Origin of the sequence: Micromonospora sp. NPDC005087, assembly GCF_042872965.1 — a bacterium.
Taxonomy (GTDB): Bacteria; Actinomycetota; Actinomycetes; order Mycobacteriales; family Micromonosporaceae; genus Micromonospora.
In genome coordinates, this window is sequence record NZ_JBIALB010000001.1 from 632,856 (window position 1) to 647,746 (window position 14,891).

Annotated in this window: 19 protein-coding genes and 1 riboswitch; of the genes, 16 read left to right on the top strand and 3 right to left on the bottom strand. The window is 71.1% G+C overall.

All coding sequences use genetic code 11. From position 1 onward, the window contains the following. Nucleotides 1-24 precede the first annotated feature (24 nt). The 13 genes from ACFYPS_RS02935 (at nt 25) to ACFYPS_RS02995 (ending at nt 9,624) form a co-directional block, all read left to right on the top strand. On the top strand, nt 25-489 hold the full coding sequence (locus ACFYPS_RS02935) for a MarR family transcriptional regulator (RefSeq protein WP_354968286.1): 465 nt from the start codon (nt 25-27) through the stop codon (nt 487-489). A gap of 296 nt (nt 490-785) precedes the next feature. Continuing rightward, a complete protein-coding gene (locus ACFYPS_RS02940) occupies nt 786-1,418 on the top strand; it encodes a CDP-alcohol phosphatidyltransferase family protein (protein WP_354968287.1) in 633 nt (210 codons plus the stop codon). Then, nucleotides 1,415-2,356 (top strand): DUF881 domain-containing protein, encoded by a 942-nt coding sequence (locus ACFYPS_RS02945; protein ID WP_354968288.1) that lies wholly within the window; start codon nt 1,415-1,417, stop codon nt 2,354-2,356. Before ACFYPS_RS02940 ends, ACFYPS_RS02945 begins: the two co-directional genes overlap by 4 nt. Beyond that, complete coding sequence (locus ACFYPS_RS02950; RefSeq protein ID WP_007460356.1) at nt 2,353-2,685, top strand: small basic family protein; 333 nt, start codon at nt 2,353-2,355, stop codon at nt 2,683-2,685. Before ACFYPS_RS02945 ends, ACFYPS_RS02950 begins: the two co-directional genes overlap by 4 nt. A gap of 8 nt (nt 2,686-2,693) precedes the next feature. Further along, a complete protein-coding gene (locus ACFYPS_RS02955) occupies nt 2,694-3,701 on the top strand; it encodes a DUF881 domain-containing protein (RefSeq protein WP_354968289.1) in 1,008 nt (335 codons plus the stop codon). Nucleotides 3,702-3,761: 60 nt separating this feature from the next. After that, nucleotides 3,762-4,142, top strand: coding sequence for a glycine cleavage system protein GcvH (gene gcvH, locus ACFYPS_RS02960; protein WP_089020879.1), 381 nt, complete (start codon nt 3,762-3,764; stop codon nt 4,140-4,142). 217 nt (nt 4,143-4,359) lie between these two features. Beyond that, the gene (locus ACFYPS_RS02965; protein ID WP_007071101.1) at nt 4,360-4,812 is read left to right on the top strand and encodes an FHA domain-containing protein; all 453 of its coding nucleotides are present in this window, start codon (nt 4,360-4,362) and stop codon (nt 4,810-4,812) included. Nucleotides 4,813-4,862: 50 nt separating this feature from the next. Next, on the top strand, nt 4,863-5,564 hold the full coding sequence (locus ACFYPS_RS02970; protein WP_354968312.1) for a MerR family transcriptional regulator: 702 nt from the start codon (nt 4,863-4,865) through the stop codon (nt 5,562-5,564). 185 nt (nt 5,565-5,749) lie between these two features. Next, complete coding sequence (locus ACFYPS_RS02975) at nt 5,750-6,214, top strand: bifunctional nuclease family protein (protein ID WP_007460347.1); 465 nt, start codon at nt 5,750-5,752, stop codon at nt 6,212-6,214. 195 nt (nt 6,215-6,409) lie between these two features. Then, nucleotides 6,410-6,991 (top strand): MerR family transcriptional regulator, encoded by a 582-nt coding sequence (locus ACFYPS_RS02980; RefSeq protein ID WP_354968290.1) that lies wholly within the window; start codon nt 6,410-6,412, stop codon nt 6,989-6,991. A gap of 355 nt (nt 6,992-7,346) precedes the next feature. Next, the gene (locus ACFYPS_RS02985) at nt 7,347-7,745 is read left to right on the top strand and encodes a group 1 truncated hemoglobin (RefSeq protein WP_354968291.1); all 399 of its coding nucleotides are present in this window, start codon (nt 7,347-7,349) and stop codon (nt 7,743-7,745) included. Nucleotides 7,746-7,747: 2 nt separating this feature from the next. After that, nucleotides 7,748-8,929 carry a globin domain-containing protein gene (locus ACFYPS_RS02990; protein ID WP_354968292.1) on the top strand — a complete coding sequence of 394 codons (1,182 nt, stop codon included), beginning with the start codon at nt 7,748-7,750 and terminating at the stop codon, nt 8,927-8,929. Further along, entirely contained in the window at nt 8,926-9,624 is a 699-nt protein-coding gene (locus tag ACFYPS_RS02995) for a DivIVA domain-containing protein (protein WP_354968293.1), read from the top strand. The genes ACFYPS_RS02990 and ACFYPS_RS02995 overlap by 4 nt, the downstream gene beginning before the upstream one ends. A 57-nt stretch (nt 9,625-9,681) precedes the next feature. Here ACFYPS_RS02995 and ACFYPS_RS03000 read toward each other — a convergent pair whose 3' ends face one another. After that, nucleotides 9,682-10,608: a LysR family transcriptional regulator gene (locus tag ACFYPS_RS03000; RefSeq protein ID WP_354968294.1), complete on the bottom strand. Its 927-nt coding sequence runs from the start codon at nt 10,606-10,608 to the stop codon at nt 9,682-9,684. 73 nt (nt 10,609-10,681) lie between these two features. On the opposite strand from ACFYPS_RS03000, the gene ACFYPS_RS03005 reads away from it, so the two are divergent. After that, nucleotides 10,682-11,677 carry a DMT family transporter gene (locus ACFYPS_RS03005; RefSeq protein WP_387322387.1) on the top strand — a complete coding sequence of 332 codons (996 nt, stop codon included), beginning with the start codon at nt 10,682-10,684 and terminating at the stop codon, nt 11,675-11,677. Here the strand turns inward: ACFYPS_RS03005 and ACFYPS_RS03010 are convergent. Continuing rightward, complete coding sequence (locus ACFYPS_RS03010; protein ID WP_354968296.1) at nt 11,670-11,948, bottom strand: DUF1905 domain-containing protein; 279 nt, start codon at nt 11,946-11,948, stop codon at nt 11,670-11,672. The genes ACFYPS_RS03005 and ACFYPS_RS03010 overlap by 8 nt on opposite strands. Before the next feature lie 8 nt (nt 11,949-11,956). Then, nucleotides 11,957-12,622, bottom strand: coding sequence for an SDR family oxidoreductase (locus ACFYPS_RS03015; RefSeq protein ID WP_354968297.1), 666 nt, complete (start codon nt 12,620-12,622; stop codon nt 11,957-11,959). 112 nt (nt 12,623-12,734) lie between these two features. On the opposite strand from ACFYPS_RS03015, the gene ACFYPS_RS03020 reads away from it, so the two are divergent. Beyond that, nucleotides 12,735-13,802, top strand: a complete 1,068-nt coding sequence (locus ACFYPS_RS03020; protein WP_354968298.1) for a MerR family transcriptional regulator — start codon at nt 12,735-12,737, stop codon at nt 13,800-13,802. A gap of 63 nt (nt 13,803-13,865) precedes the next feature. Further along, nucleotides 13,866-14,720 (top strand): NAD-dependent protein deacetylase, encoded by an 855-nt coding sequence (locus ACFYPS_RS03025; RefSeq protein ID WP_354968299.1) that lies wholly within the window; start codon nt 13,866-13,868, stop codon nt 14,718-14,720. 64 nt (nt 14,721-14,784) lie between these two features. Beyond that, a riboswitch (glycine riboswitch) is annotated at nt 14,785-14,883 on the top strand. Nucleotides 14,884-14,891: the final 8 nt, after the last annotated feature.

The window sequence follows — 14,891 nt, forward strand, 5'->3', positions numbered from 1 at the left end:
CGCGACGACGGCAGGGGACATCGGGTGGAGCGACCTGCGGATCTCGCCTCGGCGATCGACACGGCGGCCGAGACGCTGATCGCCGTGCTCGAGTCGGCGGCGTCGCGACACCAGGTGCCGCCGACCCAGTTGCGGGTCCTGACGCTGATCAGCAGCCGGGCCGAGACCAACGTCAACCGGTTGGCGGAGCTGCTGGACGTGGTGCCCTCGTCCGCCAGCCGCCTCTGCGACCGCCTGGAGGCGACCGGGCTGCTGCGCCGGGTGGCCGATCCACGGGACCGGCGCGAGGTGCGGTTGGTGCTGACCGCCGCCGCGCAGACCCTGCTGCGGGAGTTGGCCGAACGGCGGCAGCACGCCGTGCAGGTCGTACTGGACCGGATGTCGCCGCGGGTGCAGCACGACCTGCTGCTGGCGTTGCTGGCGTTCGGTCGGGCGGCGACCCAGGCGGTGCCGGAGCAGCAGACCGACTCCGCGGTACGCACCGCCTGACTCCGCGCCACGCCCTTCCACTAGTATCCTAGGACGCTCTACACGTGGTGATCCACGCCACAGTGCGGCAGAGCCGCACCGAACGGCGGGCCGCGGCACCCGGGGCAGGGGCGAGAGCCCGATATAGTGGCAGCGCACTCACCCGGCCCGTGATCATCGAGATCGCGGGTCGTGTCAGGGAAGAGGTCCCGTCCGGGGCCGCAGGGGGAGCCGGCGGTGGCCGGCCCGACAGCGCGTACGACCTCCGCCGCGCCCGACGTCGGCCGGGCGTCGGAGCGTGCCGCGGAGGAGGTTCGGTGTCGCGTCGGCCGGCTCGGGCAGAGCATCCGCGAGACACCGGTGACCAGACTCCCGGTGACCAGGTGCTCACCCTGCCCAACCTGATCAGCTTCGGGCGACTGCTGGGCGTGCCGCTCTTCCTCTACCTGTTCCTGGTCGCCCGTGCCGACGTGGCGGCGCTCGTCGTGCTGGCCATCGGTGGCACCACCGACTGGGTGGACGGCTGGATCGCCCGCCGGCTGCGCCAGGTGAGCAGACTCGGGGAGTTGCTCGACCCGCTCGCCGACCGGCTCTACATCCTCGCCACGCTGCTCGCCTTCACCGCCCGGGAGGTGGTGCCGTGGGAGTTCACCGCGGCGCTGCTGGCCCGGGAGTTGCTGCTGCTCGGCTCGCTGGGGGTGCTGCGCCGCTACGGGTACGGGCCGCCGCCGGTGCACTACGTGGGCAAGACCGCCACCTTCCTGCTGCTCGCCGCGTTCCCGGTGCTGCTGCTGGCCACCGCGTCGACCGGTGTGGCGACCGCGGCCGCCGCGATCGGCTGGGGGCTGGCCTGGTGGGGGCTGGTGCTCTACTGGGTGGCCGGCGGAATGTACGTGGTGCAGGCGGCCCGGCTGGTGCGCGCGGCACGCGACCCGGGAGCGGCAGCGTGAGCGCGCCGCGGTCCGGGGGCAACCGGCCGGAGCGGGTGTACGCGCCGGACTTCCTCACCGAGCTGTTCCGCAACCCGCTCGACCCGGGGTACGCCGACGCGGCGGCCGCCAGGCGGTCGCCTCCGCCCGAGGCGCCGCAGGGGTGGCGGGCCTGGCCGGCGCGTTCGGTCAGCCTGGTCGTGGTGGTGGTGCTGGGCTTCCTCTTCGCGGTGGCGTACCGGCAGACGATGGCGGACGAGCCGGGGCGCAGCAAGGCACGCTCCGGGCTGGTGGCGCAGATCAAGGAGCGGGTGAGCGAGACCGACCGGCTCTCGGCACGCGCCGACGAGCTGCGCGAGGAGGTCAGTCGGCAGCGGGACGCGGCGTTGAGCGGTTCGGCCGCGGCGCGGTTGCGCAACCTGGAGGCGAGCACCGGGCTGGGTCGGGTGCGCGGAGACGGCGTGGTGGTGCGGCTGGCTGACGCGCCGGGTAACCAGGATGTGGTGACCGGCGCGGGCGCGGGGCCGCCCCGGGTGCTCTACAGCGACCTGCAGGGGGTGGCGAACGCGTTGTGGAGCGCGGGCGCGGAGGCGATCGCCATCAACGGGCAGCGGTTGACCTCGACGTCGACGATCCGGTTGGCGGGTGAGGCGATCCTGGTGGATTTCCGGCCGGTGACCGGGCCGTACGAGGTGTCGGCGATCGGCCCGGGCTCGTTGCAGCGGCGGTTCGAGGACAGTCGGAGCGCGGACCTGATGCGGGAGGTCGCGCAGAAGACCGGTCTGTCGTTCGGTGTGCGGGAGGCGGAGGACCTCACCCTGCCGGCGGCGCCGGAGCCGCAGCTACGCTACGCCAAGCCGTCGGTCAGTCCGAGCCCTTCCGCGTCGGGTGTCCGGTCCGGCAGTCCTGGGTCGTCCGGTTCGGGGACGACCGCTAGCCCCTCCGGAGGTGGCCGATGATCGCGGTGCTGGCGTTGCTCGCCGGTGTGGTGCTCGGCGTGTGGCTCGATCCCACGGTGCCGGCGGCGTTGCAGCCGTACCTGCCGATCGCGGTGGTGGCCGCGTTGGACGCGGTGTTCGGTGGGGTGCGGGCGAAGCTGGATCGGATCTTCGACGACAAGCAGTTCGTGGTGTCGTTCATCTCGAATGTGCTGGTCGCTGGTCTGATCGTGTATCTGGGTGACCAGTTGGGCGTGGGCGGACAGTTGTCCACCGGTGTGGTGGTCGTGCTCGGGGTGCGCATCTTCGGCAACGTGGCGGCGATCCGTCGGCACCTGTTCCGGGCGTAGGTTTGTCAGTGATGAGCGATGAGCAGACCGACACGGGTACCGGGTGGCCGCAGCCCGCGGGTCCGGTGCGCCCGGGTGGGCCGGCGGGTGAGCCGGATCCGCGACCGGACGCGCCGGATCCGGACGAGTTGAGCCCGTTGGCGCCGCAGGGGCCGGCGGAGCGGGAGCCGGAGCAGGAGCAGCTGGCCGAGGCGTCCAGGGGGGCGCCGGTCGACGAGGGCGCGACGGTGGACCTGAGCGGTGTGTCGCGGTCGGACGGGTCGACGGGGTCGGCTGAGGAGCCGGTGGCGCCGGCGAGGTCGCTGGCGTGGGGTCGGTTCCGGTGGAGCACGGCCGGGGTGATGATCGTGGCGCTGTTGGCGTTGCTGGGCTTCACGCTGGTGGTGCAGTTCAAGACCACGTCGACGGATCCGACGCTGGGGGCGACGCGGCAGGAGGACCTGGTGCGGATCCTGTCGGACCTGGATGCCCGGGAGAACCGGTTGCAGCAGGACATCCGGGCGTTGGAGGACAGCCAGCGGCAGTTGCGTTCGGGTGAGCAGGGTCGGCAGGCGGCGTTGGACGAGGCGACGCGGCGGGCGGACGAGTTGGGCATCCTGGCGGGCACGTTGCCGGCGACGGGGCCGGGGTTGACCGTGCGGTTCGACGCTGGCGGCGGTAAGCCGATCTCGGCGAACCAGGTGCTGGACGCGGTGCAGGAACTGCGGGGCGCCGGTGCGGAGGCGATGCAGATTTCCGGGAGTGATCGGGCGACGGTGCGGATCATCGCGTCGACGTACTTCCTGGATGGGGAGAGCGGGTCGTTGGTGGTGGAGGGGCGTCGGTTGGCGGCGCCGTTCACGATCACGGTGATCGGTGACCCGGCGACGATGCGTACGGCGTTGAACATTCCTGGTGGGGTGGTCGCGTCGGTCCAGGGTGTCGGCGGTAACGTGACCGTTGAGGAGCGTGGGGTTGTCGAGGTTTCGGCGCTGCACGCGCCGATCAAGCTGGATCACGCCCGTCCGGTCTCCTGACCGGCGCGGCCGCGCCGGGCCCGGGTGGTCCGGGGCACCGATGGATGAAGGACGCGTCTGGTGATTCCCGAGGATCTGCGATACACCGCTGAGCACGAGTGGGTGGCGGGTGACGGCACCGGTTCTGTTCGGGTCGGCATCACGCACTTCGCGCAGGACGCGTTGGGTGACATCGTGTACGTGCAGTTGCCCGAGGCGGGTGCGGTGGTTGCGGCCGGTGACTCGTTGGGTGAGATCGAGTCGACCAAGAGCGTGTCGGAGATCTACGCGCCGGTGGCCGGTACGGTGGCGGCGCGTAACGAGGCGCTGGGTGACACGCCTGAGCTGATCAACACGGAGCCGTACGGTGCGGGTTGGTTGGTGGAGATCACCCCGAATGATCCGACAGCGGTGGACGGGTTGCTCACGGCGGGCGCGTACCGCAAGATCACCGAAGGCTGAGTGTGCTTGATCCGGTGCGTGGGATGTCTGCGCGCGTCCGGTTGCCCTGCATTTCGGCGCTGGCTAGGCTCGCCCAGTCGACCGAGAAGAACCCAAGTGTTGAGCGTTGCGGAATTGCCTTCCCGGGCACGGGGAGCCAGCCGCCGGGTGTTCGAGTGCCCGGCGGCCAGACCCGCCATTACCCGACGCCAACCGAACAGATCCGTGAGGTGGTCCCATGACGCGCCCAGACGACGAGTTCCCCCCGCTCGACGTCACTTCGACGCTCAATCTCGGTTCGCTCGACGAAGTGCTGGAGGGGCCGGACACCGATGTGGTGCCGAGCCGGATGTCCGGTTCGTTGCCGCCGGGTATGGCGCTGCTGGTGGTTCGTCGCGGCCCGAATGCGGGTGCCCGGTTCCTGTTGGACCACGATGTGACGACGAGTGGCCGGCACCCGGACAGTGACATCTTCCTGGACGACGTGACGGTGTCGCGGCGGCACGCTGAGTTCCACCGGGACGGTGGCACGTTCACGGTGCGGGACGTCGGCAGCCTGAACGGCACGTACGTGAATCGTGAGCGGGTCGAGGCGGCCACGCTGAGCAATGGTGACGAGGTTCAGATCGGTAAGTTCCGGGTGGTGTTCATCGCCGGTCCGCGCCCGGAGGAGGAGGCCGGCCGGGGGTGAACGAGCCTGCGGCCTCCACGCCACCCGGGGCGGCCCGGTCCCAGCCGCTGATGAGCATCGGTGAGGTGCTGGGGCAGTTGCGGGTGGACTTCCCGGACACGACGATTTCGAAGCTGCGGTTCCTCGAGGCCGAGGGGCTGGTCGAGCCGCAGCGGACTGCGGCGGGTTACCGGAAGTACAGCTGGGACGATGTGGCGCGGTTGCGGTTCGTGTTGACCGCGCAGCGGGACAAGTACCTGCCGTTGCGGGTGATCCGTGAGCAGTTGGCCGAGTGGGACTCGTCCGGTGAGCAGCCGGGGCGGTCGCGGCCGGCGTTGGTCGCGGTGGGGCCCGATGGCGCTGTGCCGGGTCGGGAGTCGGCGGAGCCGGCCGAGTCGTCGCAGGTGCGGCTCGGCCGGGCTGATCTGGTCGCGCGCAGTGGGATCGACGAGTCGACGTTGGTCGAGCTGGAGCGTCTGGGTGTGCTGGTGTCGGATCCGCCGGGGTGGTATGACGGCGACGCGTTGATCATCGCGTCGGCGGTGGCGGGTTTGGCGGCGTACGGGTTGGAGCCGCGGCATCTGCGGGGTTATCGGACCGCGGCGGACCGTGAGGTCGGGTTGTTCGCGCAGTTGGTGGCGCCGTTGGCGCGGCAGAGTGATCCGGCGGCGCGGGCGCGGGCGGCGGAGACGGCGCGGGAGTTGGTGGCGTTGTCGGAGCAGTTGCACGCCGCGTTGGTGCGGGTGGGGTTGCGTTCGACGTTGGGCCGGTGAAGGGGCCCGGCGGGTGGCGGCTGAGCGGAAAGATCTCTTCCGGGAAGCGTGCCGTAGGCTCGCCGGGGTAACCCCTTTCTGGCGCGGGCGTGGTGCCGTAGCGCATGGGACGGCCGTGTCGCGGTCCGTGTACCGTGCAGGGAAGGGCGCGGTGCGGCGTAGGTGACAACGACACGGAGGCGGCGGTGCGCGAGCTGAGCGTGGTCGGAGTTCGGGTGGAGCTGCCCAGCAACCAGCCGATCGTCCTGCTCAGGGAGGTCGAGGGGGACCGCTATCTGCCGATCTGGATCGGCGCGGTCGAGGCCACGGCTATCGCTTATGAGCAGCAGGGGGTCAAGCCGGCCCGACCGTTGACGCATGATCTTCTGCGGGACGTGTTGGCGGCGTTGCAGGCGCCTCTGCAGGCGGTGGAGATCACCGAGCTCAAGGAGAACGTCTTCTACGCGGATCTGTTGATCGGCGACGGGGTGCGGGTGTCGGCGCGGCCGAGCGATTCGATCGCGTTGGCGTTGCGGGTCGGTGCGCCGATTCGTTGTGCCGAGCAGGTCCTCAGCGAAGCGGGGATCGTCATCCCGGATGAGCAGGAGGACGAGGTGGAGAAGTTCCGCGAGTTCCTGGAGCAGGTGCGTCCGGAGGACTTCGCGGGCTGAGCCGGTCTTCCCGGCCCTTCACGAGGCGTCACTGTGGGTGATCCTTGGCGCTTCTGGTGATCTTTCTCGGTGGCTGCGCGGCGTGTCGCGTCGGTTCCTCTGTGGTAACCCCTGACGGTGGCGATAGGGTTGCCGTGTCGAGGGGTGCGCGTCCGGGAAACGACGCGTCGCCGCACTGACGGGGAGGTTGTCCGGATGCACGAGCCGCAGGATCCTGATCCGGGTACGGAGTTGGACGAGCCGGGTGTGGCCACTGAGGGTGACGGTTCGGTGGGCTACCGGGGTGTGACGGCATGTCACGCGGTGGGCATCAGTTACCGGCAGTTGGATTACTGGGCGCGGACGGCGCTGGTGGTGCCGAGCGTGCGTGACGCCTCGGGTTCGGGGACGCAGCGGTTGTACTCGTTCCGCGACCTGGTGGTGTTGAAGGTCGTGAAGCGGTTGTTGGACGCGGGGGTGTCCCTGCAGAACATCCGCAAGGCGATCGAGGCGCTGCGGTCGCGTGGGGTGGGGGACCTGGCCGACATCACGCTGATCTCCGATGGGACGACGGTGTACGAGTGCCGGTCCCCGGAGGAGGTGGTCGACCTGTTGCAGGGTGGTCAGGGCGTGTTCGGGATCGCGATCGGTGGGGCGTTCAAGGAGATCCAGGGTTCGTTGTCGCATCTGCCGGCGGAGCCGGCGACGAGCGGCCCGGTGGAGCCGGTGGCGGCGTCCGGGTCGGATCCGGTGGGCGACGAGTTGGCGGCGCGGCGAGCCCGGCGACGGGCCGGCTGAGCGCTGCTTGGGTCGCCGGGGCTGTCGACGCGCCCGGTTTTCACGTTTAGTTTTTCCGCTGCCGATCGGTGACTGCGCGTCAGGTCGGCGGTTCCTCGCTGCCCGGTGGACACCTTGATGATCCACAGTGTGTGTCGGGTCGGTTGCCGAGTGTGGACGGCGGCGTCGGTCGTGATGACGGTCTGTGTCGGATTGTTGTCGGGCATCCGATAGGGGGGCGCTCGCCGGGCCACGTCGACACGCTATGGTCGCCCACGGTCCCCGGTGTGGCGCCGTGGCATGACGATGTCGCTCCGGTGGTCCACTGCCCCTCCGCGCCGACCCAGCGCGACTCTCCACCCCGGAAGGAACGACCGTGACGGTTACCGAAGAAGCCGCTCCCGCCTCGCACTACGACCGCATCGGCGGTGCCAGTTCGGTCAAGGCGGCCGTCGAGCTGTTCTACGACAAGGTGCTCGCCGACCCGGACCTGGCGGGCTACTTCGCCGATGTGAACATGCCGGGTCAGCGGCGGCACCTGACGTTGATGTTGACCGCGGTGCTGGGCGGTCCGAACGAGTACGCCGGCCGCGGGTTGGCCGAGGCGCACCAGCCGCTGAACATCCCGGTGGAGCACTACGTCAAGGTGGGTGAGCACCTGATCGTGACGCTGACCGAGCTGGGTGTGCCGGCGGACATCCTGGCCGACGTGCAGACGGTGCTGGAGCAGGTGCAGAACCAGGTGGTGGCCGCCGGGAACCGTCCGGGCGTCTGATCGTGGACGCGGCTCGACTCAAGCAGAGTTGGTCCCTGGTCGCCGGGCACGGCGACCAGGTGCCGCTCTATTTCTATTCGACGTTGTTCCTGTCCCATCCCGAGACACGGCAGATGTTCCCGACGAACATGGCCGGGCAGCGGGACCGGCTGGTGACCGCGCTCGGGCACATCGTGTCCAACGTGGACCAGGTGGATCATCTGGTGGGTTTCCTGCGGGACCTCGGCGCGGACCACCGCAAGTTCGCGGTCCGCGCGGAGCACTACCCGGCGGTCGGTGAGGCGCTGCTGGCGACGTTGCAGCACTTCCTGGCCGAGCAGTGGACCGAGGAGTTGGCGCAGGACTGGGCGGCGGCGTACGGGCTGGTCGCGCAGGTGATGTCGGAGGCCGCGCAGGCCGCGGAGACGGTGAATCCGCCGTGGTGGGTGGCGGAGATCGTCGCGCACGAGCGGCGGGCGTTCGACGTGGCGGTGCTCACGGTGCGCCCGCAGTACCTGCTGCCGTTCACTCCGGGTCAGTCGATCGGGGTGTCGCATCCGGCGGTGCGCTCGTGGCGGTACTACTCGCCGGCGAACGCGCCCCGCGCGGACGGCACCCTGGAGCTGCACGTGCGGGCCGCGCCGGGTGGCGCGGTGTCCTCGCGGCTGGTGTACGGCTCGGCGGTGGGTGACCGCATCCACCTGGCGGCGCCGGTGGGGGATCGGCTGTCGTTGTGGGCGGCGGGTTCCAGCGATCTGGTGCTGCTGGCGGCGGGCACCGGCTGGGCGCCGGTGAAGGCGCTGGTGGAGCAGGTCGCCGCGGAGGGTTCCCGACGGCGGGTGGACCTGTACGTGGGGGCTCGTTCCCGCAGCGAGTTCTACGACAGCGACGCGATCGACAAGCTGGCGTCGTCGTACCCGTGGTTGACGGTGACCTACGTGGTGGGCGCCGACCTGAACCGGTCGGGGGAGTTCGTGCACGCCGTGGACCGGGCGCTGGCCGATGGTGACTGGCGCTCCCGGCACGTGTACGTGTGCGGGTCGGACGAGATGGTTTCGCACGCGGTGCAGACGTTGGTCCGGGCGGGTTACCACTCGGATCAGGTGCACCACGAGGGCCTGGGCAAGCACTGGTACGGCCCGGCCTGGCGTACGGCGGTGGAGCAGTCGACCGCTGGTGACAACTCCGGAGGTGTTGTTCGGTGAGCGCGACCCCGATCAGCCGGTACGACGGCGTGCAGGTCGTCGGCGGTGTGCAGGTGCGGATGACCGCGGACCGGGTCCGGCGGTGGGAGTTCGGCACGGCGTCGTTCGGTCGGCGTGGTTACGACAACGCCGATGTGGACCGGTTCCGGGTGCAGGTCGCCGATGAGCTGGACCTGTTGGCGACGCAGGTCGCGAACCTGCGCGCGGAGAACGAGCGGCTCAACGACCGGGTGGAGCTGCACCGGCACGGCGTGATCCCGAGTACGGGCGCGGCGGCGAAGGTGCCGGCCGCCAAGGAGGTGAATCTGCTTTCCGCGGCGCAGCGGGAGGCGGAGCAGATCATCGCGCAGGCGCACGACTACGCGCGGCGGGTCGCCGAGTACGCCCGGGTGCAGTACGAGAGCTACATGCAGGCGGCGGCGGAGGAGGCGAAGCAGGAGGCCGAGCGGGCGGTGGCGGATTACCGCAGCTCGGCCGGGTCGAGCTTCGACGACACGGTGGCCACCCGGGAGGCGTTGCGGATCTTCGGCGAGATGATGGTGTCGCACATGCAGGCGGCGGCGCGGCATCTCGACGACGGCAGCGAGCAGTTGGCCCGCACGATGGACCGGATCGCGAAGGAGACGCCGGGGGCGCCGTTCGCGGTCGGCGCGGCGGGGCAGACGGCGCTGCCGCGTCACCAGCAGCAGCGGTGATGCTCGGGTGGGGTCCGCCTGGCGGACCCCACCCGGCTGCCGAGGCGGTCGCGGTGGCTATCGAGGGCCGGGGCTGAGCGTGTGTACCTGGTTCGTTACGGCCGTCAGAAGGGCGGTCAGCGCGGGAGCCGGGGGGCTGTCCCGGGTCACGGCGACCAGGCGGCGTTTGAGAGTGGCTTCGGCGATGTCGCGAATGGCGAGAGCGGGGTCGTCCGTGGGCAGGGTCAGGGCCGGCATCAGGGCGACGGCTGCCGCGGCGCGGACGAGTTCGAGTTGCACGTCGGCGTCGCTGCAGCGATGCCGCAGGTCGGGCTCGTAGCCGCCGAGGGATCGGCAGGTCCCGACGACCATGGCGTGGTGGCCGGTGCCCTCGGCGGACGTGGTCCAGATGTCGGGTCGCAGTTCGGCGACCGCGACGGGGCGTTTGGGCCGGGCGAGTGGGTGCGCTGCCGGTAGCACGATCTTCAGTGGCTCCTCGAGCAGGAGCGTGAAGCGCAGCCCGGCCGGGCGGGGGCGGGGGTGGCCGTCGTACTCGTCGCCGATGACCAGGTCGACGGCGCCGAGGCGCAGGCTTGGCAGGGACTGTTCGAGTTCCAGCTCGAAGATCTCCACGCGCACCTGCGGGTGGTCGACGTTCATGCGGGCAAGGGCCGGAACCAGGAGGCGACGGGTCGCCGATTGCAGGCCACCGGCGCGTACGGTGCCCCGGATCTCACCGCTCAACGCGGCCAGGGCGGCTTCTGCCGCTTCGGCCGCTGACAGCAGCAGGCGCGCATGCAGGGCAAGCAGGTGTCCGGCGTCGGTGAGTCGTACGCCCCGCCCGGCCTTGTCGAACAGCCGGGCGCCGATTTCCTTCTCCAGGATGGCCAGTTGCTGGGAGACCGTCGACGGGCTGTAACCCAGGGCTGCGGCGACCGCGGCCAGGGTGCCCCGCTCCTCGAACTCGCGAAGGAAGCGCAGCCGCCGCAGATCCAAGGCAATCATGCGGGAATTCTAACGAGTCACCTGCATGAATCATCGCTGGACCTGGCGAGTCTGGTCGCTGATCCTTGTCGGCATGGGTCCCGCACTGTGCCTTTGGTCCGCGGCGTGCTTCGGCGCTATGGCGATCTTCGGCAAACTCGCCTACGACGCCGGCGTCTCGCCCGGGGCGCTGCTGCTGGTGCGCTTCACCCTGGCCGCCGTGCTGCTGGGGTTGGTCCTGCTCGTGCGGCCGGGCCTGCGCCGAACGGAGCCGGGTCCGTACCGGGGCGAACCGGGCAACCGGCCGTCGGCGACGCGCGGCCGGGTGCTGACCACCGCCATCGGGCTGGGTGCCATCGGGTACGCCACACAGGCGAGTCTGTTCTTCTCGGCTCTGCAACTGATGGACGCCTCGCTGCTGTCCCTGATCCTCTACACCTACCCCGTCCTGGTCACCGTGGCGGCGGTACTGCTCGGCCGCGACCGGCTCACCCCGGGACGCGGCGCCGCGCTGGTGGCCGCGTCGGGCGGAACGCTGCTGGTCCTGATCGGCGCCGGTGGCGTGAGCTTCCACCCGCTCGGGGCGCTGCTCGCCTTCGCCTCGGCGCTCACCTACACCGGCTACATCCTCGTCGCCGACACCGTCGTGCACCGGCTGCCGCCCGTGCTGCTGGCCGCACTGGTGATGGCCGGCGCCGCCGGCACCCTCGGCGCGCGCGCCCTGTTCACCGGAGGGGTCGACCTCGACTTCGAGGCGCCGGGATGGTTCTGGCTGGCCTGCATCGCCGTGGTCTCCACCGTTGTGGCGATGCTGACCTTCTTCGCCGGCCTGAAACGGACCGGCCCATCGACCGCCGCGATCCTGTCCACCTTCGAACCCGTGGTCACCACCGCGCTGGCCGCGCTCATCCTCGGCGAATCCCTGACCCCGGTGCAGCTCGCCGGCGGCGCCCTGGTGCTGTCCTCCGTCGCCGTCCTCCAGCTCCGACCGACCCGCACCCGCCGCCGAGACCATGCCCCGCCCCCGGCAGCCGACCCCGAGGCCCAGGGTGCGCAGGATGGGGCAGGACATCCTGCCGCGGTCAGCTGAGCCGTTGGTCGAGGTGGAAGGTGACCTCGGCGCCAGCCTCGCTCTTGCCGATGAGCTTGCACAGGGCGGCCCGGATGGGCAGCCAGTGCGGGCCGGTGCCCGAGGGCATGAGGGTGGCGCTGAACGGGTGACCGTCGATCGTGCCGGTGACCTTGACGGCGCGGCGGGTGCCGAGCAGTTCGGCGGAGTCAGGCACGGTCACATAGGTGGCGAAGGCGCCGTCCTTCTCGATCGGCGCGGTGAAGCGGTGGTCCAGTGGCTGCGCGGCCATTGCGCTCCTCACGTCGGTTCGGCGGTGCTGGCGCGGACGGCGTCGGCGACCGGCGTCGGCCCGTTGACGAGTTCCAGGGTCTCGCCGGCGGTGCGTGGTTCGTCGAGCAGCGCCACGAGAACCAGGGCGACGTCGGCGCGGGTCACCGCGCCCCGCCCGGCGTGCGCGGAGAGGGTGACGTGTCCGGTGGGTTCGTCGTCGGTGAGCCGGCCGGGTCGCAGCACCGTCCAGTCCAGGTCGCGGGCGCGCAGGTCGTCCTCGGCGGCGCGTTTGGCGCGCAGGTACGCCGCCCACACGTCGTCGGCGCCGGCGGCGGGTGGGTTGTCCACGCCCATGGAGGAGACCAGCAGGTAGCGGCGGACACCGGCGTGGGTGGCGGCGTCGGCGAGCAGCGCGGCGGCGGCCCGGTCGACGGTGTCCTTGCGGGCGGCGCCGCTGCCGGGGCCGGCGCCCGCGGCGAAGACCACCGCGTCGGCGCCGTCGAGGTGCGCGGCGAGGTCGGTGCGGTCGGTGTGTTCCAGGTCGCAGACGACCGGGGTGGCGCCGGCGGCGCGCAGCGCGTCGGCCTGGTCGGGGTTGCGGATCAGGCCGACGGCGGTGTCGCCGCGCGCGGCGAGGTGACGCTCCAGCAGCAGGGCGATCTTGCCGTGGCCTCCGGCGATGAGAACACGCATGCGCCCAACCTACCGGCGGTGCAGCGGGTCGGGTCCTCTTGACTTTGCCCTTCGGGCAACCCCCAGCCTGGGGTGTGCCGGTCGCCGTGACCGGCACGAGGAGGATGTCGACGTGGGGCTGCTGACCATCGGGGCGTTCGCCCAGGCGGCGAGACTGACGCCGAAGGCGTTGCGCCTGTACGACCAGGTGGGGATTCTGCCGCCGGCCGCGGTCGATCCCGAGTCCGGGTACCGGCTCTACGACCCGGCTCAGCTGCCTCTGGCTCGGCTGATCGCCCAGCTCCGTCGCATCGGCATGCCACTGGCGCAGATCCGCGTCGTTTGTGCCCTGGAGCCCGCGGCGGCGGCTGAGGCGGTCACCGCGTACTGGCAGGGGGTGTCCGCCGACACCGCGGCTCGCGCCCGGCTCGCCACCATCCTCGTGGACCACCTGTCCGAAGGGGGCGCCACCATGTCTCAACCCAATCCCACCGTCGCCGTCCGCTACGCCACCGGTTGTGACACCGGGATCGTGCGTGACAGCAACGAGGACGCCGCGTACGCCAGCGAGCGGTTGCTCGCCGTCGCTGACGGCATGCGAGGACCCGGCGGCGCTGCCGCCAGCGCCGCCGCCATCGACGCCCTCAAACCGTTGGAGCTCACCGACGCGCCGGCTGCTGACCTGCTGACGATGCTCGCCGGTGCGGTCACCGACGCCGACCGCACCGTGCGCGCGCTGGCGACCGGTGACCATCAGCCGGTCACCACGCTGACCGCGTTGCTGCGCAGCGGCTCCCAGCTGGCCCTGGTGCACATCGGTGACACACGGGTCTACCTGCTGCGCGACGGTGAGCTGTCCCTGCTGACCCAGGACCACACCTGGGTGCAGGCGCAGGTGGATCAGGGCAGGCTCGACCGCGACCAGGCCGCCGCGCATCCTCAGCGCGCTGTGCTGGTGCGTGCCCTCGGCGCCGGCCCGCAGGTCGAGGCTGATCTCGCGCTACGCATCGCCCTGCCCGGTGATCGGTACCTGCTGTGCTCCGACGGGCTGTCCGCTGTCGTCGACCGCGCCGATCTGCGGTCGACGCTCAGTGCGGCTACCGATCCCGAGCACACGGTGCGGGAACTGATCGAGCTGGCTCAGGCGGCCGGAGCGCCGGACAACATCGCCTGCGTCATCGCCGACATCGTCGCGGTGTAGGCACCACCACAGGTCGGCGGGGGTTCGGCGGCGGCGGGTGCGTTGAGGCAGCATGGAGGGGTGATGGAGAGCCTGGACGCGTTGACCTCGCTGGTGGCCGGTGGTCAGGTGGTGGTGCTCAGCGGGGCCGGCCTGTCCACCGAGTCGGGTATTCCGGACTACCGGGGGCCCAGCGGGGTGGCCCGCCGCCACACGCCGATGACCTTCCAGGCGTTCACCGGCGATCCTGTCGCGCGGCGGCGCTACTGGGCGCGCAGCCACCTGGGATGGCGGTTGATCGCCCGGGCGGCGCCGAACGCCGGGCATCGGGCGGTGGCGCGGCTGCAGCACGCCGGTCTGGTCGACGCGGTGATCACCCAGAACGTCGACGGGTTGCACGGCGCGGCGGGCAGCGGGTCGGTGGTCGAGCTGCACGGCCGCCTGGACGAGGTGACCTGCCTGGACTGCGGCAACCTGACCTCCCGGGAGGAGGTGGACCGCCGGCTGCGCGAGGCCAACCCGGATTTCGTGGCCCGGGTCGCCGCGGTGAACCCGGACGGTGACGTGGATCTCCCCGATGAGCAGGTGGCCGCGTTCCGGCCGGTGGACTGCGGGATCTGCGGCACGGGGATGTTGAAACCGGACGTGGTGTTCTTCGGTGAGACGGTGCCGCCGCAGCGGGTGGCGCGCTGCTTCGCGCTGGTGGAGCAGGCTCGGGCGGTGCTGGTGCTCGGGTCGTCGTTGACGGTGATGTCGGGCCGCCGGTTCGTGATTCGGGCGGCGAAACGGGGCATTGCCGTGGCGATCGTCAACCAGGGTGCGACCCGGGGTGACGGGTACGCCACGGTGTGCGTCGACGCGCCGTTGGGGGCGCTGCTACCGGCGCTGGCCGAACGGGTCACCGGCGGCGCGGCGGTGGTCACTCCAGCCGGGGTGTGACGGCGGGTCCGGGGGTAGGACATCTGCCGGAAACACCGGCGCTGGTAGCGTTGACCATGCCGGTACCACCCACGTGGGAGAGACCGCCCGACAGCACCCGGGGCGGCGCCGAAGGGGCAAATCCTCCCCGGAACCTCTCAGGCAAAAGGACCTCGTGGGCAGGCACTGTGG